Genomic DNA, 17906 nt, shown 5'->3' on the forward strand with positions numbered 1-17906 from the left:
AGGGACAGCGGCGATCAGTCAGCGTGGAGGCATCAAGGCAGCAGGCCGGCGTACGCGCCGCGGGGTCCTGCTGCTGGTGCTGCCCGCCGCCCTGGCCCTTTCCGGCTGCGTCGCCACACCCCAGCCCGGGATCACCGACTCGGGTACCCCCACCCAGACGGTGCCGGGTCCGGCACCCGGCGTCGCCACCACCAGCGCCCCGCTGGAATCCACGCAGGCGTCCAACAAGGCACCGGTCTACTGGATCGGACGCAGCAACAACAATGTCTTCCTGTACCGGGAATTCCGGGACGTCTCCGAGCAGGACAACCCCATCACGCGGGCCCTGCGGGTAATGATGTCGGAGAAGCCGTTGGACCCCGACTTCTTCACCCCGTGGCAGAATCCGAAAAAGCTCGCCACCTCGATTTCAGGCAAAAACATCATCACCGTGGATGTGTCCGCAGACGCGTTCAACAGCAACGTCGACGCCGACATGGCAGAACGCGCCATCCAGCAGCTGGTCTACACGGCCACGGCAGCGGGGGCCAGTGCGGGCTTGACGGACGCCGGGCAGCAGATCCAGGTCGTCATCCTCGTGGACGGGCACACCGACTATGTGGCTTTCAACCGGGTGCGGCTTGGTGCGCCGACGTCGCGCAGCGCCGGGATGGTGGCGCCCGTGTGGATTATCGATCCGCAGGAGGGCACCGAGGAAGCCGACGGAGCCGTGAAGTTTTCCGGCCGCAGCACGGTCCCGGGCGGCAAGTTGCGCTGGGAGATTCTGCGGGTCGACGGCACCACCAAGACTCCTTACCTGAACGGCAATATGACCGCCTCCGCCGACGGCGCGCAGGCCGGCCTGTTCAACTTTTCGCTGAACCTCGGGCCCGGAAGCTATGAGGCCCGGGTGTCGCAGGTGGATCCCACCGGCGCCGTGCAGGACCTGAACGTCGATACCCGCGGGTTCACCGTCCGCTAGTCCGGTCCCCTGCGGCTCACAGCGTCCGGGGGCTACCAGCGTCCGAGGATGTCGCTCGCCAGCACGGTGGCGGCGGGCCCGGCGGTGGACGAACGCAGCACGTGGTGGCCCAGCAGGGCGGTCACGGCGCCGGCGTCACACAACCGGGTGACCTCGCGGGGGCTGATGCCGCCCTCCGGACCCACGATCAGGAGCACCTCGCGCGGCTTGCCGCCGTCGCCGTCCCCTTGCCCGGCCCCTTGCCAGGCTTCCAGGACCTGCCGCAGCGGCCGCACCGCGTCCTCGTGCAGGATGATGGCCAGGTCCGCGGCTGCGACGGCCGCCTGCAGCCCGCCGCCGTCGACGGCGTCCCGGACCTCCGGGATCCAGGCGCGTCGCGCCTGCTTCGCGGCTGCCGTCACCACCGACTGCCACTTGGCGTGTGCCTTGGCCGCGCGTTCGGGCTTCCACCGGACGATCGACCGCTCCGCTTGCCAGGGCACGACGGCGTCGATGCCCAGTTCCGTGGCCGTTTCGGCGGCGAGTTCGTCGCGGTCGCCCTTGGCCAGCGCCTGCACGAGGACCAGCCTGATCTCGGGCCTGGCCTCGGTGCTGGCCTCGACGCATTCGACCGTCAGTTCCTGCGGGGCGACGTCGGTGACGGTGCCGGTGATGCGCGTGCCGGCGCCGTCGGCGAGGTCAACAGCCTCCCCGACGGCCAGCCGCTTGACGGTCACCGCATGGCGCGCTTCGGCGCCCGTGAGGACGAACGTTGTGCCCGGGGCCTGCTGGTCCAGGGATCCCGCGGGGGTGAAGAAGACCGGGTTACTCACCGCTACAGGTTACCGAGCCGGTCCCGGAGCTTGGCGAAGACGCCGCCGCTGGCGGCGAGCTTGCCTTCGGTGAACTGCTCGCCGCGGAGTTTGGCGAGCTGGCGGAGCAGCTCCTCCTGGGCGGCGTCGAGCTTGGCCGGGGTGTCCACCTGCAGGTGGACCTTGAGGTCGCCGCGGCCGTAGCCGCGCAGGTGCGTCACGCCCAGGCCGCGCAGCGTGATGACCTCGCCGGACTGGGTGCCGGCTTTGACGTCGATTTCCTGCTGGCCGTCGAAGGTCTCCAGGGTCAGCTCTGTGCCCAGGGCGGCCGCGGTCATCGGGATGTTGAGGCTTGCGTGCAGGTCATCGCCTTCCCTCAGGTAAGTCGGATCGTTGTTGACCCGGATCTCGACGTAGAGGTCACCGGCCGGGCCGCCGGCCGGACCGGCCTCGCCCTGGCCGGAAAGCTGGATACGGGTGCCGGTGGCGACGCCGGCCGGGACCTTGACGGTCAGGGAGCGGCGGCTGCGGATGCGGCCCTGGCCGGCGCACTCGTTGCACGGGTCCTTGATGACGGTGCCGAAGCCCTCGCAGCTGCCGCAGGGAGCGGTGGTCATGACCTGGCCAAGGATGGAGCGCACGGCGCGCTGGACCTGGCCGCTGCCGCCGCAGATGTCGCAGCGTTCGGGGTGGCTGCCCTCGCGGCAGCAGGAGCCCTCGCAGGTGGGGCAGGTGACGGCGGTGTCGACCTCGAGCTTCTTGTTGACGCCGAAGACGGCGTCGCGGAGCTCGATCCGGACGCTGATCAGCGCGTCCTGCCCGCGGCGGACCCGGGATGCGGGGCCACCCTGGCCGCCGGCGCCACCGAAGAAGGTCTCGAAGATGTCCTGGAAGGCGAAGCCCTGGCCGGCGTAGCCGCCGCCGAAGCCGTTGTCGGTGCCGTTCTCGTTGCCCGTGGTGTCGTAGACCCGGCGCTTCTGCGGATCAGACAGCACTTCGTAGGCGTGCGTGACCGCCTTGAAGCGCTCGGAAGCGTCGTCACCGGGGTTCACGTCCGGGTGCAGGGTCCGCGCGAGTTTGCGGTAGGCCTTCTTGATTTCTTCCCCCGTCGCTTCGCGGGAGACTCCAAGAACGTCGTAGTGGCTGCTCAAAGTGTGTATCTCTTCCTTTTTGTACTGCCGGTGGGGCACTGCCTGCGACAGGCAAGACGTCTGGTAGCGGGAGCGGCCCGTCAGGGCCCGAGGATCCTCGAAAGGTAACGGGCCACCGCACGGACGGCGGCCATGGTGGTGGGATAGTCCATCCGGGTGGGTCCGAGCACGCCGACCTTGGCGGTGGCATCCGGGCCGTAGCCGGTGGCCACCACCGAGGCCTCGGAAAGACCGTCGTAGGGGTTCTCCCGGCCGATGCTGACGGTGACGCCGCGGGGGTCCTCCGCCATGTCGCTGAGCAGGCGCAGCATCACCACCTGCTCCTCGAGCGCCTCGAGCACCGGGCCGATGCTGAGCGGGAAGTCCACGTTGGACCGGGCCAGGTTGGCCGTCCCGGCCATGACCATCCGTTCCTCCCGGCTGCTCGCCGCCAGCGACTCGAGCCCCCGCGCGAGGGCCTGCGCGGCGCCGCGCCGGGCCGGCGGACAGCCGTCCGCGACGGACTGCAGCGACTGCGGCAGCAGGCTCAACGGGGTCCCCGAAAGCCGGGCCAGGAACAGGGTGCGCAGTTCTGCGAGGGCATCGTCGCCGAGTTCCTGTCCGACGTCGATCACCCGCTGTTCCACCTTGCCGGTGTCTGCGATCAGCACGGTCAGCACCTTGCGCGGTGCGAGCAGCACGAATTCGATGTGCCGGACCCTCGCCCTGCTCAAGAGGGGATACTGCACGACGGCGACCTGGTTGGTCAGCTGCGAGAGCAGCCGCACCGTCCGGTCCAGCACGTCGTCGAGGTCGTCGGAGCCCTCGAGCAGGGCTTGGATGGCGCGCCGTTCCGCCAATGACAGGGGTTTGACGGCCGAAATCTGGTCCACGAACAGGCGATAGCCCTTGTCGGTGGGGATCCGCCCGGCGCTGGTGTGCGGCGCCGTGATCAGGCCCTCGTCCTCCAGGGCTGCCATGTCATTGCGGATCGTGGCGCTGGAGACCCCAAGATGGTGCCGCTCCACCAGGGCCTTGGACCCCACCGGTTCCCGGGAATGGACGTAGTCCTCCACGATGGCGCGCAGCACTTCAAGTTTGCGTGGCTCGCTCACGCCCCACCTCCAATCGACCTGTTTCCGCGGAGCCGGTGCCGGCGGGCGGTACGGGACGCGCCCAGGAAACCCGCTGTTAGCACTCGACATGCCTAAGTGCTAACCAGTCTAATATGAGTCGCGCCGTTGTTAGCATTGGATTCGCTGCGGGCGTGACCGCCGGAAGAGGTGTTTCCGGGCACACCGCAGGCCGCAGGAGGGTTCCCTCCCCCGAAATTTCCGAGTGCAAAGCAGTGTGTAGCAGATGACGTACCAGAATTGGGGCCCGCAGGATCTGTCCGCCCCCGCCAAGGCCCAACTGCCGGAAATTCCGGTGGAACGCGGCATGGTGCTGGAGGATGTGCAGTCCGGCTGGGTCGGCGCCGTGACCCGGGTGGAGAAGTCCGGCGGCATGCACGTGGTGGCCCTCGAGGACCGGCGCGGCAAGTCCCGCTCGTTCCGGCTGGGCTTCGGCTTCCTGCTGGAAGGACAGCCCATCCGCCTGGTGCCGCCCGCCCCTCGGGCCGCCGCTGCGGGCGCCGGGACCGGGGCCCGCACGGCCTCGGGTTCGGTCCGGGTGGCCGGCCAGCGCGCCCAGGTCGCCAAGGCGAGCCGGATCTGGGTGGAAGGCAAGCACGACGCCGAACTCGTGGAGAAGGTCTGGGGTGATGACCTGCGGGTCGAGGGCATCGTCGTCGAGCCGTTGCATGGCATCGACGACCTCGCGGCGGCCGTGAAGGAGTTCGGGCCGGGCCCGGGCCGCCGTCTTGGTGTGCTGGTTGACCACCTCGTGCCGGATTCCAAGGAGTCCCGGATCGCCGACGCCGTCATGGCCTCCCCCGGAGCCGCCGGCAACGTGCTGATCGTGGGGCACCCCTACGTGGACGTGTGGCAGGCCATCCGCCCGGCCGTGCTGGGCATTGAGCGCTGGCCGGTGATTCCGCGGGGGATGGACTGGAAGACCGGGATCCTGACGGCCTTCGGCTGGCCGCACAGCACCAAGGAGGACATTGGCCTGGGCTGGCAGAAACTCCTCGGCGCGGTGCGCAGCTACGCGGACCTGGAACCGTCGCTGCTGGGCCGGGTGGAAGAGGTCATCGACTTCCTCACGGTGCCGTAGCCGCCTCGCCGTGCTTCAGTTCGCGGCCCGAGCAAGTATTCTTGGAACGGCGCCCGCTGTGTTTGTTGCGGTCGCAGCCCGTACAAGTACTAATGCTCCACCGCAATCCAAAGGACGAAACGTGGCAGAAGATGCACGCGAACACACGGACCACCAGGCAGGCCATGGCGAGTCGCAGTACCACGGCGTGCCCGCTAATGCCCTCCCGCTGACCGCGAGCGAGGACCGGCAGTGGGCCACCCTGGCGCACTTTGGCGGCATTCTGGGCTGCATCCCTTCGCTGCTGATCTACCTGATCTTCAAGGACCGCGGCCCGTTCACGGCGCAGGAGTCCAAGGAAGCCCTGAACTTCACGCTGCCGCCCACGATTGCCGCGGTGCTCGCCAATCTCCTGGTCTTCGTCCCGGTGGTCGGCAACCTGTTCGCGGTGCTGGCCACGGCCATCTGGCTTGCCCTCGCCTGCTTCTCCGTTGCCGCCGGCATCCACGTCAACCGCGGCCAGCCGCACCGTTACGAGTACAACCTCCGCTGGATCAAGTAGCGCGAACGTACACTTCAGGCCCGCGCGGGCGTTGGCCTAGTCGGGCAGGATCCTGCGGACCACCGCGTCGGCCAGCAGCCGCCCCTTGAGCGTGAGCATCAGGCGTCCCTTGAAGGCTTGGACCGGGTCCACCAGCCCGTCGGCAATCAGCCCGGCCACGGCGTGCCGCCCGGTATCCCCCAGACCGCCCAGGCCCGGGATCTCCAACCCCGTAACCAGCCGCGCCTCGAGCATCACGCGCTCCACGTTGCGGGTCTCCGAATCCAGGGTTTCCCGGCCGGCGGCGGGCGACACCCCTGATCCCAGGCGTGCGGCGTAGGCGGTGGGATGCTTGACGTTCCACCAACGCACCCCGCCGACATGCGAATGCGCACCGGGTCCGACGCCCCACCAGTCGTCCCCCCGCCAGTAGGCCAGGTTGTGCCGGCAGGCCTGCCCGGGAGTGCGCGCCCAGTTGCTGACCTCGTACCAGCCCAGACCGGCAGCGGAGATCAGTTCGTCGGCAAGCTCGTACTTGGCGGCGTGGTCGTCGTCGTCGATCCCCGGGACCTCGCCGCGGCGGATCTGGGCGGCGAGTTTGGTGCCGTCCTCAACGATCAGCGCATAGGCGCTGATGTGGTCCGGACCATAGGACAGGGCCGTCTCCAGGGAGAAACGCCAGTCCTCCAGTGATTCACCGGGCGTGCCGTAGATCAGGTCCAGGCTGACCGCGAGGCCGGCCTCACGGGCCCACTGGACCACCTGCGGCACGCGGCTGGGTGTGTGGGTGCGGTCCAGCACCTTCAGGACGTGTGGCACGGCGGATTGCATACCGAACGAGACGCGGGTGAAGCCGGCGTCGGCGAGCAACTGCAGGGACTCGGGCGTGACCGAGTCCGGGTTGGCTTCGGTGGTCACCTCGGCACCGGGTTCCAGGCCCCAGGTTTCGATCGCGGCAGCCAGGATGCGGGCCAGGTCCCCGGCCGGCAGGAGCGTCGGCGTGCCGCCGCCAAAGAACACCGTGCTGAGCCGGCGATCCGGCAGCCCGGATGCCTTCAGGACGCCGCCGGCAAAACCGATTTCGGCGACGGCGGTGCCGGCGTAGGCGTCCTGCGAGGCGCCGCCGCCGAGCTCCGTGGCGGTATAGGTGTTGAAGTCGCAGTAGCCGCAGCGCACGGCGCAGAACGGAATGTGCACATAGAGCCCGAAGGCCCGGTCCGCGGCGCCCTCCAGCGCCTGGCCGGGCAGGAGCCCGTCCGACGGCGCGGGGTCACCGAGGGGAAGCGCGCTTGGCATGGCTACTTCTTGGCCTTGTCCTTGGACTCTTCCGTGGTCAGGGCGGCGATGAACGCCTCCTGCGGGACCTCGACGCGGCCCACCATCTTCATGCGCTTCTTGCCTTCCTTCTGCTTTTCCAGCAGTTTGCGCTTTCGGGTGATGTCACCGCCGTAGCACTTGGCCAGCACGTCCTTGCGGATCGCCCGGATGCTTTCGCGGGCAATGATCCGGGATCCGATCGCGGCCTGGATCGGCACCTCGAACTGCTGGCGCGGGATGAGCTCGCGCAGCTTGCCGGTCATCATCACACCGTAGGCGTAGGCCTTGTCGCGGTGGGTGATGGCGCTGAAGGCGTCCACCTGTTCGCCCTGGAGCATGATGTCCACCTTGACCAGGTCGGCCACCTGGTCGCCGTCGGCCTTCCAGTCCAGCGAGCCGTAGCCGCGGGTCTTGGATTTGAGGATGTCGAAGAAGTCGAAGACGATTTCGGCCAGCGGCAGGCGGTACCGGATTTCCACCCGGTCCTCGGAGAGGTAGTCCATGCCGCCCATCACGCCGCGGCGGCTCTGGCACAGCTCCATGATGGCGCCGACGAATTCGTTGGGGGCCAGGATGGTCGCTGCCACCATCGGCTCGCGCACCTCGGAGACCTTGCCGGTGGGGTATTCGCTGGGGTTGGTGACGTGGACGACCTTCTTGTCCTCCAGCGTCACCTCGTACTCCACGTTCGGGGCGGTGGAGATGAGGTCCAGTTTGTACTCGCGTTCGAGCCGCTCGCGGGTGATCTCCAGGTGCAACAGCCCCAGGAAACCGACGCGGAAGCCGAAGCCCAGCGCGGCCGACGTTTCCGGCTCGTAGACCAGGGCGGCGTCGTTGAGCATCAGCTTCTCCAGCGCATCGCGCAGCACCGGGTAGTCCGTGCCGTCGAGCGGGTACAGCCCGGAAAAGACCATCGGCTTGGCATCGGCGTAGCCGGGGAGCGAGTCGCTGGCCGGCTTGGCCAGGTTGGTGACGGTGTCGCCGACCTTGGACTGGCGGACGTCCTTCACGCCGGTGATCAGGTAGCCGACCTCGCCGACGCCCAGGCCCTTGGACGGGGTGGGCTCCGGGGAGCTGACGCCGATTTCGAGGAGTTCGTGGGTGGCACGGGTGGACATCATCTGGATGCGTTCGCGCGGGTGCAGCATGCCGTCGACCACGCGGACGTAGGTGACCACGCCGCGGTAGGTGTCGTAGACCGAGTCGAAGATCATGGCCCGGGCGGGGGCGTTCGGATCGCCGACCGGCGCGGGGAGGTCACGGACGATCTTGTCCAGCAGGACTTCGACGCCGGCACCGGTCTTGCCGGAAACACGAAGCACCTCGTCCGGGTCGCCGCCGATCAGGTTGGCGAGTTCTTCGGCGTACTTCTCCGGCTGCGCGGCCGGAAGGTCGATCTTGTTCAGGACCGGGATAATAGTGAGGTTGTTTTCCATCGCCAGGTAGAGGTTGGCGAGGGTCTGGGCCTCGATGCCTTGGGCAGCGTCCACCAGCAGCACGGCACCTTCGCAGGCGGCCAGGGACCGGGACACCTCGTAGGTGAAGTCGACGTGGCCGGGGGTGTCGATCATGTTCAGCGCGTAGCTGGTGCCGTCGAGTTCCCACGGCATCCGGACGGCCTGGGACTTGATGGTGATGCCGCGTTCACGCTCGATGTCCATCCGGTCCAGGTACTGGGCCTTCATGTCGCGTGACTGCACGACGCCGGTGTACTGGAGCATCCGGTCGGCCAGCGTGGACTTGCCGTGGTCAATATGCGCAATGATGCAGAAGTTCCGGATGAGGGCCGGATCTGTTGCGGCAGGCACCGGGGCGGTGCGGGCCATGGGAGACACGCAGGGGTCCTTACTGTTGGCAATACCTGGGAGCTGTACTGGCTGGCTGTTCCACGGACGAACGCAGCCGGTGTTCGATGTTGCTTGTTCCACCGCGCTGCGGCACGCCGCATTTCTCGTTCCTTATAGTCTCCCACGTCCCGGCGGGTGGCCCTGCATCAGTCGGGACGGGCGCACGGCGGCCGGTAGGGTTTCCCCATGGCCCTGAACCTCAGATCCCTCAGCAACGCCGTCCGCGGCGCCCTGCGTTTCCTCGACCGGCTCGGCGGCGGCGCTCCGGCCGAAACGCGGCGTCCCGGCGGCAAGCCGGGCAAAACGTCCGAGCGGCGGACAGCCGGCCCCTCCGGCGGTCTCACCGGCGGTCTCACCGGAACCTACCCGGGTGATTTCCGGGGCAAGGCCAAAGTGCAGTACAGCCCGGCCGCCAACGGCCGGCCCGAGCCCGGCGAGATCGTCTGGACCTGGGTCCCGTTCGAAGAGGACCACGGCAAGGGCAAGGACCGCCCGGTGCTGCTCGTGGGGAGCCATGGCCGCTACCTGCTCGGCCTGATGCTCACCAGCAAGGACCACGACGGCGACGACCGCCGCGCCGACGACTACGTCGATATCGGCACCGGCCCCTGGGACCGGCAGTGGCGTCCCAGCGAAGCGCGGCTGGACCGCATCCTGCAGATCAACCCCGCAGACGTGCGCCGGGAGGGTGCAATCCTCGACGCCGGACGGTTCCGGGCCATCTCCTCGGCGCTGCGCAGCCGGCACGGCTGGTCCTGACCGGCCCGGTCCGGGAGTCCGCTGGTAACGGGACTCCCCCGCGACCCGCGCTTGCCGCCGGAAATCGCCACCAGCCGCGCGTCTCTGCTATTATTGACAGCTGTGTGTCCGTGCAGGTCGACGGCCACAGATGGTTGGTCGCCATAGGTATCCCCACGCCGCTCAGTCAATGGCCAATCTGAAAGCCCTCTAGACCATTTTCCGCATTGAAAAAGAGAGTTCACACGTGGCTAATATCAAGTCCCAGAAGAAGCGCATCCTGACCAACGAAAAGGCTCGCCTGCGCAACAACGCAGTCAAGTCCGAGCTGAAGACGGCCATCCGCGCCGTCAACACCGCCGTTGAGTCCACCGACAAGGATGCCGCTGCTGCTGCACTGGTTACTGCCAGCCGGAAGCTCGACAAGGCTGTCAGCAAGGGTGTTCTTCACAAGAACAACGCTGCAAACCGCAAGTCCGCGATCTCCAAGAAGGTCAACGCACTCTAAGGTTTTCCAGTTCAATTGAACTGACGATTGTGGCCGGCACCCCCTGGGTGCCGGCCACAGCCAGTTAAAGCGCTCGTGCTGGCCCCGGAACATCGGGGATCCTGTCGCCGATGCCCAACCGCCGCCCGGCGTCGGGCGGCGGGCGGCGTCAGCGGCGGACCGAGCCTGCAATCACGGTGACCGCGTGCTCGACGGCGTAGACCGGGTCCCGGGACAGCCCCTTGACCTGCGCGTCCGCCTCGGCGGTGACCTGGATGGACCGGACGAGGCCTTCGGGCGTCCAGCGCCTGACGTCACGCTGGGCTTGTTCCACCAGCCAGGGCTGCATGCCCAGCTGTTTGGCGATCTGCGAGGACGACCCCTGAGCTCCCGCGACCTTGGCCAGGGAACGCAGCTTCGACGCAAGGGCCGCCACGATCGGTACCGGATCCGCCCCGGTATCGAGGGCGTGCCGGAGGGTGGAGAGCGCCAACGGTGCATTGCCGGCCATGGCGGCGTCGGCGACCTTGAAGGCCGTGGCTTCCACCCGGCCGCCGTAGTAGCGGTCCACCATTTCCGCATCCACTGCCGTGGTGGCGTCAGCGATCAACTGGCTGCACGCGGCCGCGAGTTCGGCGAGCTGCGCACCCACGGCGTTGACCAGGGCGTGCACGGCGTCCTGCTCGATCCGGCGGGAGGCCGCCTTGAACTCGGTCGTGACAAAAGCGGCCTTGTCCGCGTCCTTCTTCAGCGGCTGGCAGTCAACCACCGGCCAGCCGCCCGCCTTGATCGCATCGAGGAGTTTCTTGCCCCGCACTCCCCCGCCGTGGCGCAGCACCAGCACGGCGTCGGGTTCGGGTTGGGCCAGGTATTTCAGGGCGTCGGCAAGGAAGGCGTCATTCATTGTTTCCAGGCCCTCCACCTCGATCAGCTTCTGTTCGCCGAAGAGGGACGGACTGACGTTCATGGCGAGGGCGCCGGGCTCGTAGCTGCCGGCGTTGAGCCTGGTGACTTCGACGTCGGGGGCGGCCGCCCGGACCTGGGAGCGGATCCGGTCCATGGCGCGGGAACCCAGGTAGTCTTCGGGGCCGCCGACCAGCACCACCGGTGCCGGCGCCACATCGCGCCAGGTGGCGGTGTTGGCCGCCGAGGTGCGGGTGCGTTGGGTCTGGGCAGCAGCCACTCGTGAATCCTCCGGGAAGTTGGTTTGCAGAATCTAAGCCTCCCACGGAGGAGACGCTCCACCAAGCCGCGGCGGCCGGGCCCGTTCCGCGGCAGCGTTCGGCGGTTTGGATGCTCCTTCCGGTCGAGGATTCCTTCCAGCAGAAGGATAATCCGTCCGTGTGCTGCCAGGGCCAGGTGCACCACCGCGGCCGGGTGGGTCACGAGCCACATGCCCGCCAGGGACAGTCCGGAAAGCACCACCATGGTGGCCGCGCCGAAGGCGCCCTCCGGCCAGGGCAACGCCGCGCCCGGAAGGGCCGCGAAGTACCGGGCGATGCCGGCCACTCCGGCCGCAAACGTACCGGCAACGCCGATCGGTATTGCCGCCAGTGCAGGGGCTAGGAGGACGAGCGGTACGGCGGCCGTGCCGACGAGGGTCACGGGTGCCACCAGGACGGCAGCCGCCAGGTTTGCGGGCAGTGCGTAGCTGGAGAACTGCGGCTGGAGCAGCACGATCACTGGGCCGCAGAAGAGCTGCGCGGACAACGGGACGGCAAGGCCGGCGGCGGCCCAGCGGGGCACAACCCCGGGAAGCCACCCCATCATCGCCCTGCCGGCCGCAACGATGCCGAGGGTGGCCAGGACGGAAAGTGCGAAGCCGAAGTCGGTTGCCAGTGCCGGATCCGCGAACAAGAGCATCGTCGAGGCAACACACAGCAGGCTCAAGCCGCGCCCGGCCCGGCCGAAAACCAGGGCGGCGAGGCCGATCGCCCCCATCAGGGCGGCCCGCAGCACGCTGGCATCCGGCCCGACCATCAGGGTAAAGAACCCCAAACCGGTCAACGCGGCAGCGGCAGCCACCGGCCGGGGCAGCCTCAGGGTGCGCGCCGCCAGCAGCAGGACGCCGAGGACCAGGCTGCAATTGGCGCCGCTGACGGCCGTCAGGTGCGTCATCCCGACGGTCTTCATGGCGGCGGCAAGCTGCGGGTCCAGCGAGGCGGTGTCACCGGTGACCATACCGGGCAGGAGGCCACGTGCGTCGCCCGGCAATGCGGCGGCCGCGGCGCTGAATCCGCTGCGCAGGCCGGCCGGGGTGCGCCCCCAGCCGTCCTGTGCCGGCATGGGGACCGGAGCCGACGACGCGGCCAGGATTCCGGCCTCCGGCTCGCCCGCCCCGGCCGCCGTGAGGACGCCCGTCGTTCGGAACCGCTGCCCCGGCACGGCCCGCCCCCATTCGTCTCCGCCCAGCACCAGCAGCCCCGCCCGGGCCTCCACACGACGCCCGTCATAGATCAGGACGCGGGCCGTGGCCGGGACCGCCCAGCGTGCCGGCGTCCCCGAACGGCCCGGCACGGCGAGCTGCCTGGGCACCCCCGCAACATCGATCTCGGCCACCACGGAGGCACCAGCGGAGACTGCCTCTGCTACCGCGCCCTCATGCCGCTGCACCGAGGCCACCGCCGCGTGGGCCCCGGCCGCGCAAGAGATCAGCAGTGCCACGGCCGCGGTGGCACGCAGGCTCCGGGCAGCAGGCTTCCGGCGCCGGAACGATGGCGCCAGCAGCCCGAGGGCAGCCGCCGCCAGCCCGGCGCACAGGCCTGCAATCGCTTGGGGTTCGAGCAGGCTGGCAGCGAGGGCCGTCGCCCAGACCATCAGCGCAACGGGCACGAGCCGCAGGTCGGTGCGGCGCCGTAGCTCCGGCGCGGCGATCCGAGCGCTCCGGACCCGCCGCACCTCCCGGACGCGGTGATCCAGCCCGGACAGGCTGGCCCGCACCGATCCAGCCGCACGGGCGCCGGGACCGCGCGCGGCGGCCTCCGCGGCTGCGGCCGACGGGGCTGCAACCTCCGTGGCCGGCGTTCCCGGTGCAGCGGCCCGGAGCATGGCTCCGGCGGCAGCGTCACGGAAGGACTGCCAGCGGCGCGTTTGCTGTTCCGTGGCCACGTCAGACCCGCACCAACGGCACGAGTGCCTCGAGCAGCTTCGGGCCGACCCCTTCTACGGCATCGAGCTCCTGAACGGTCCGGAACTTGCCGTGCTGCTTGCGCCAGTCCACGATCCGCTGGGCCAGGACAGGTCCGACGCGAGGCAACGTCGCCAGCTCTTCGACGCCGGCGGTGTTCAGGTTGACCTTCGGGGCCGGGGGCCCGGCCCCGCCGGGGCTCCCCAAGCCCTCGGCTCCCGCGTCGGGGCTGGCCGCGTCCGCGCTTCCGCGCTCCGGGACGAGGACCCGTTGGCCGTCGTCAAGGATGGCAGCGAGGTTGAGCCGGTCCAGGTCCGCGGTTCCGGTGCTTCCGCCGGCGGCCTTGATGGCTTCGTGGAGCCGGCTGCCGGCCGGAAGCTCGACGACGCCGGGACTCGCCACGGCTCCGGCGACGTGGACGACGACCGTGCCGCCGGCCGCTGCCCCTGAGGACGCCGCGGGCGGGGCCCCGGCGGCCTCCCGTCCGCCGGGTCGTGCCTCACCGACGGCTGAGCCGCCTGGCCCCGCACCGTCCGCGGCACCCGACCCGGCGGGTTCGCCCAGGGGCTGGACCCGGGGCGCGCCGTCGGCCGCCTGCCACCAGAACCAGCCGCCCAGCAGCACCGACATCACGGCGAGCAGCGCCGCGGCACGACGGCCGGTGCGCCATCTGAATCGTGCGGCCGGCATCCCAGTAGCGGTGGCCCCGTCCGTGGCGGCTGCCGCCGGCGCATCATCAATCAGCGCATCGTGCCCATCCGGGCCCAAGCTGGCGGCCCAGCGGTGCCGGGCGGCGCCCGTCCCCGGGTGGACTGCGCTGCGGGGTTCGGCTCCCGGATATCGGCGCGACATGATGCCCAGCCTAGGGACGGCGCCGCGCCCGCGGCAGAAGCCGGAACGGCTATGTGGAAAGCGTCCGGGAACCGCCGGCGGTCCCGGCTGCCCCGGGAGTCGGGCCAGCCCCGGGAAGCGGGGTGCTGCTCTCCCCCACGATCACGGCCAGCACGCCGAGGCCCGCGTGGGCGGCCAGCACGGCGGGCAGTGAACTGATCTGCGCCGGGGGGCAGTCCGGAAGCAAAAGCGCCAGCCGGGACGCCACCTGCTCCGCCTCGGCCGGGTTGCCGAAGTGGTGCACCGCGATCCGGGCTTCCCCGGCGGGCCGGGACAACGCATCGGCGGCGGCGATCTCCTCCAGGCGGGCGATGGCCCGGGCCGCGGAGCGGACCTTTTCCAGCGGGACGACTTTGCCGCCGTCGACCGCGAGGATCGGCTTGATCGCGAACATGGTGCCCCAAAGCGAGGCGGCCGCGCCAATCCGGCCGCCGCGGCGCAGTTGTTCAAGGCTGGGGACGTAGAAGTAGACCTTGGTCCTGGCCAGCCGTTCTTCGGCAAAGGCCTTGACCTCATCCGCGCTCCGGCCGTCGGCGGCGGCGACGACGGCGCTCTGCACACCCATGCCCTGCGCCATCCCGACGGTGCGGGAATCGAGGACTTCCACCGGGATCCCTACCCGGCCCGCGGCGAGCCTGGCGGAGTCGGCCGTGCCGGAGAGCTCACCGGAGATGTGGATTGAGACCACCGATTCGAAGCCGCGCGCCGCCGCGGCGAGGTAGGCCTGTTCGAACTGGCCTGGCGAGGGCCGGGAGGTCCGGACCGGGACCCCGCTGGCCAGGGCGACGGCGATGGTTTCCGCGATGTCGTCCTCGCCCTCGCCGTAGATCTCGGCGCCCACCATGACGGGCATCGGAACCACAGCCAGGCGGCCGTCAGCGGTGAAGTCACGCACCCAGTCCGCTGGCAGGGCCGCCGCGGAGTCGGTGACCACCGCGGTGCGCGCCGCCGGCGCGGGTACGGTTTCGGCGGCACCGGGCCGGGTGGCCTGGCGGAGCCGGATGAGGCGATCGCGCAGCCACAGCCAGCCCGGGGGCTCACGGTCGGGCACGATGCACCTCCTGGAAAATGGTCCGGCCGCCGGCTTCCGCCGGCGGCCGGGTTGAGAGTGGCCTGTCCGGCTAGGCCGGGACGATGTTGACCAGTTTAGGCGCCCGCACAATGACGGTGCGGATTCCCCGGCCGTCCAGTGCGCGCTGGACGTTCTCCGAGGCCAGCGCCAGTTCGCGCAGCTCGTCCTCGGAGATGCCCGGGGACACCTCCAGGCGGTCGCGCACCTTGCCCTGGACCTGGACGACAGCGGTCACCGTGTCCTGCACCAGCAAGGCTTCATCGTGCGTGGGCCAGCCCGCGTTGGCCACCGAGGCCGGGTGCCCGAGCACGTTCCACAGGTCCTCGGCCGTGTAGGGGGCGAACAGGCTCAGGATGACCGCGACGGCCTCCACGGCCTCGCGCACCGCCGGATCCGCGCCCCCGGCGCCGCCGGACGCATCAATGGTCTTGCGGGTCGCGTTGACCAGCTCCATCAGCTTGGCCACGACCACGTTGAACTTGTTGTGCTCCATCAAGGCCTCGGCGTCCGCGATGGTGCGGTGGGTGACGGTGCGCAGCGCACGGTCCCCGGCGGCGAAGTCGATGCCGGGTTCGCTCGTGACGTCCTGGCCCAGGCGCCAGGCGCGGGCCAGGAACTTCGCGGAGCCCGACGGCGAGACGTCAGCCCAATCGACGTCGTCCTCCGGCGGGGAGGCGAAGATCATGGTCAGGCGCACGGCGTCGACGCCGAACTTGTCCAGCTGCTCGCCCAGGTCCACGCCGTTGCCCAGCGACTTGCTCATGGCCTTGCCGCCGTTGAGCACCTGGCCCTGGTTCAGCAGCGCACGGAACGGTTCGTCCGCTTCGATCAGGCCCAGGTCGTGGATGACCTTGGTGAAGAAGCGGGCGTACAGCAGGTGCAGGATGGCGTGCTCGACCCCGCCGACGTACTGGCCCACGGGCATCCAGTCATTGATCTTGGCCGGATCGAACGGGCCCTCGGTGTAGTGCGGCGAGACAAAGCGCAGGAAGTACCACGACGAGTCCACGAAGGTGTCCATGGTGTCCGTGTCGCGCTTGGCCGGGCCGTGGCAGCTGGGGCACTCCACGTTGACCCAGGCCTCGGCGGCGGCCAGCGGGGACGTGCCCTTCGGGGACAGGTCCTCGCCGCGCAGGTTCTCCGGCAGGGTGACCGGCAGCTGCTCGTCCGGGACGGGCACCTCGCCGCAGGCCGGGCAGTGGATGATCGGGATCGGCGTGCCCCAGAAACGCTGCCGGCTCAGCAGCCAGTCCCGCAGGCGGAAGTTCACGAATTTCTCGCCAGTGCCCTGCTGCTCCAGGATCGCGATGGCAGCCGGGATGGCCTCGGCCTTCGGCAGTCCGTCCAGCGCGCCGGAGTTGATCAGGGTTCCCTCGCCGGCCGTAGCCGTGCCGGAGACCGCGGGGTCCTCCTCACCGGTGTCCAGCACCGCCCGGACCGGCAGGTCGAAGGTCTTGGCGAAGTCCAGGTCGCGCTGGTCGTGGGCCGGGACAGCCATGATGGCGCCCGTGCCGTAGTCGGCCAGGACGTAGTCGGCGGCCCAGACGGGCAGCTTCTCGCCGTTGAGCGGGTTAATGGCATACCGGCCGGTGAAGACGCCGGTCTTTTCCCGCTCGGTGGACTGGCGTTCGATCTCCGACAGCGCCTTGACCTGTTCGCGGTACGCGTCCAGCGCACCGGCGTGTTCTTCGGTGACCAGCTCGACGGCGAGCGGCGCGTCCGCGGCGACCACGAAGAACGTGGCACCGTACAGGGTATCGGGGCGGGTGGTGAAGACGGTGACGTCCTTGGCGGGCTTGCCGCCGTCGGCCTCGACTACGAAGGTCACGTGCGCGCCCTCGGAGCGGCCGATCCAGTTCTTCTGCATGGCCAGGACGCGCTCGGGCCAGTGCCCGCGCAGCTCCTCCATGTCATCCAGAAGCCGGTCCGCGTAGTCGGTGATCTTGAAATACCACTGGTTCAGGGACTTCTTCGTGACGGCGGTTCCGCAGCGCTCACAGGCGCCGTTGACCACCTGTTCGTTGGCCAGCACAGTCTGGTCCTTGGGGCACCAGTTGACCGGCGAGTCTTTGCGGTAGGCCAGGCCGCGCTCGTAGAAGCGCTTGAACAGCCACTGCGTCCAGCGGTAGTACTCGGGGTCAGAGGTGTGCAGCCGGCGGGACCAGTCGGCGGAGATGGCGTAGCGCTTGAACGACGCCGCCTGGGTGTCGATGTTGGCGTAGGTCCACTCGCTGGGGTGCGCGTTGCGCTTGATCGCGGCGTTCTCCGCGGGCAGGCCAAAGGAGTCCCAGCCGATCGGGTGCAGGACATCGTAGCCCTGCTGGCGCAGGTAACGGGCGACGACGTCGCCCATCGCGAAAGCCTCGGCATGGCCCATGTGCAGGTCACCCGACGGGTAAGGGAACATGTCCAACACGTAGCGCCGTTCCTTGGAGCCGTCATCCAGGGGCGTGAAGACCTTGAGGTCCTCCCAAACCTGCGGCCACTTGGCCTCCATGGCGGCGAAGCTGTAGGCGCCCTCCTCGGGGCCTTCATTCGCTGCGGCTGCTGCTGTTCCGGTCTCTGTCTCCGGCTGAACGCTCACTGCTGGCCTCTTCTGTCTTTTCAGGCTTGGGAATCCCAAGCCCTGGTCCTGTCAAGCTTCCGCCCTGCCGGGGGCGGTCGCCCACCCCCGTCAGCTAATCCTCCGCGGCTCTCCTGCCGCCGGTTCCGGGGAACCCCCAGACACACAAAAGCCCCTCGACATGGAGGGGCTGCCGCTCGGCAATCCGAGATGAATCCGGGATGCCGGGCGGCTAGCTAAGCAGAAGG

General features: G+C 69.4%; 15 protein-coding genes. 5 read left to right on the forward strand and 10 right to left on the reverse strand.

Annotated features, from left to right (window positions below):
• The first annotated feature begins 76 nt into the window (after positions 1 to 76).
• Positions 77 to 961, forward strand: coding sequence for a GerMN domain-containing protein (locus FFF93_RS08685; protein WP_261375028.1), 885 nt, complete (start codon positions 77 to 79; stop codon positions 959 to 961).
• Between the two features lie 32 nt (positions 962 to 993).
• Here FFF93_RS08685 and FFF93_RS08690 read toward each other — a convergent pair whose 3' ends face one another.
• The 3 genes from FFF93_RS08690 to hrcA all read right to left on the reverse strand — a co-directional run bounded on the left by FFF93_RS08690 (position 994) and on the right by hrcA (position 3997).
• On the reverse strand, positions 994 to 1773 hold the full coding sequence (locus FFF93_RS08690; RefSeq protein WP_138769267.1) for a 16S rRNA (uracil(1498)-N(3))-methyltransferase: 780 nt from the start codon (positions 1771 to 1773) through the stop codon (positions 994 to 996).
• Between the two features lie 2 nt (positions 1774 to 1775).
• Positions 1776 to 2903: a molecular chaperone DnaJ gene (dnaJ, locus tag FFF93_RS08695; protein ID WP_138769266.1), complete on the reverse strand. Its 1128-nt coding sequence runs from the start codon at positions 2901 to 2903 to the stop codon at positions 1776 to 1778.
• Positions 2904 to 2983: 80 nt separating this feature from the next.
• Complete coding sequence (gene hrcA / locus FFF93_RS08700; RefSeq protein WP_138769265.1) at positions 2984 to 3997, reverse strand: heat-inducible transcriptional repressor HrcA; 1014 nt, start codon at positions 3995 to 3997, stop codon at positions 2984 to 2986.
• Positions 3998 to 4241: 244 nt separating this feature from the next.
• Here hrcA and FFF93_RS08705 point away from each other — a divergent pair, with 244 nt between their 5' ends.
• Together FFF93_RS08705 and FFF93_RS08710 are read left to right on the forward strand one after the other, a co-directional pair.
• The gene (locus FFF93_RS08705) at positions 4242 to 5096 is read left to right on the forward strand and encodes a DUF3097 domain-containing protein (RefSeq protein WP_138769264.1); all 855 of its coding nucleotides are present in this window, start codon (positions 4242 to 4244) and stop codon (positions 5094 to 5096) included.
• A gap of 121 nt (positions 5097 to 5217) precedes the next feature.
• On the forward strand, positions 5218 to 5637 hold the full coding sequence (locus FFF93_RS08710; RefSeq protein ID WP_138769263.1) for a DUF4870 domain-containing protein: 420 nt from the start codon (positions 5218 to 5220) through the stop codon (positions 5635 to 5637).
• 36 nt (positions 5638 to 5673) lie between these two features.
• Here the strand turns inward: FFF93_RS08710 and hemW are convergent, their stop codons facing one another.
• Both hemW and lepA read right to left on the reverse strand, forming a co-directional pair.
• Entirely contained in the window at positions 5674 to 6912 is a 1239-nt protein-coding gene (hemW, locus tag FFF93_RS08715; protein ID WP_138769262.1) for a radical SAM family heme chaperone HemW, read from the reverse strand.
• A 2-nt stretch (positions 6913 to 6914) separates the two neighbouring features.
• Positions 6915 to 8768 carry a translation elongation factor 4 gene (gene lepA, locus FFF93_RS08720; RefSeq protein ID WP_186372119.1) on the reverse strand — a complete coding sequence of 618 codons (1854 nt, stop codon included), beginning with the start codon at positions 8766 to 8768 and terminating at the stop codon, positions 6915 to 6917.
• Between the two features lie 198 nt (positions 8769 to 8966).
• Between lepA and FFF93_RS08725 the strand changes: the two genes are divergently transcribed.
• Complete coding sequence (locus FFF93_RS08725) at positions 8967 to 9539, forward strand: type II toxin-antitoxin system PemK/MazF family toxin (protein ID WP_138769261.1); 573 nt, start codon at positions 8967 to 8969, stop codon at positions 9537 to 9539.
• Positions 9540 to 9765: 226 nt separating this feature from the next.
• Positions 9766 to 10026, forward strand: a complete 261-nt coding sequence (gene rpsT, locus FFF93_RS08730) for a 30S ribosomal protein S20 (protein ID WP_056739236.1) — start codon at positions 9766 to 9768, stop codon at positions 10024 to 10026.
• Positions 10027 to 10174: 148 nt separating this feature from the next.
• On the opposite strand, the gene holA is transcribed toward rpsT, so the two are convergent.
• The 5 genes from holA to leuS form a co-directional block, all read right to left on the reverse strand.
• Positions 10175 to 11065 (reverse strand): DNA polymerase III subunit delta, encoded by an 891-nt coding sequence (gene holA, locus FFF93_RS08735; protein WP_261375030.1) that lies wholly within the window; start codon positions 11063 to 11065, stop codon positions 10175 to 10177.
• Positions 10969 to 13113, reverse strand: coding sequence for a ComEC/Rec2 family competence protein (locus tag FFF93_RS08740; RefSeq protein ID WP_261375031.1), 2145 nt, complete (start codon positions 13111 to 13113; stop codon positions 10969 to 10971). Before FFF93_RS08740 ends, holA begins: the two co-directional genes overlap by 97 nt.
• A gap of 1 nt (position 13114) precedes the next feature.
• A complete protein-coding gene (locus FFF93_RS08745) occupies positions 13115 to 13984 on the reverse strand; it encodes a helix-hairpin-helix domain-containing protein (protein WP_138769259.1) in 870 nt (289 codons plus the stop codon).
• Between the two features lie 49 nt (positions 13985 to 14033).
• A complete protein-coding gene (locus FFF93_RS08750) occupies positions 14034 to 15074 on the reverse strand; it encodes a DegV family protein (RefSeq protein ID WP_138769258.1) in 1041 nt (346 codons plus the stop codon).
• A gap of 70 nt (positions 15075 to 15144) precedes the next feature.
• Positions 15145 to 17679, reverse strand: a complete 2535-nt coding sequence (leuS, locus tag FFF93_RS08755; protein ID WP_138769257.1) for a leucine--tRNA ligase — start codon at positions 17677 to 17679, stop codon at positions 15145 to 15147.
• Positions 17680 to 17906: the final 227 nt, after the last annotated feature.

The organism is Arthrobacter sp. KBS0702, from assembly GCF_005937985.2.
Lineage (GTDB): Bacteria > Actinomycetota > Actinomycetes > Actinomycetales > Micrococcaceae > Arthrobacter.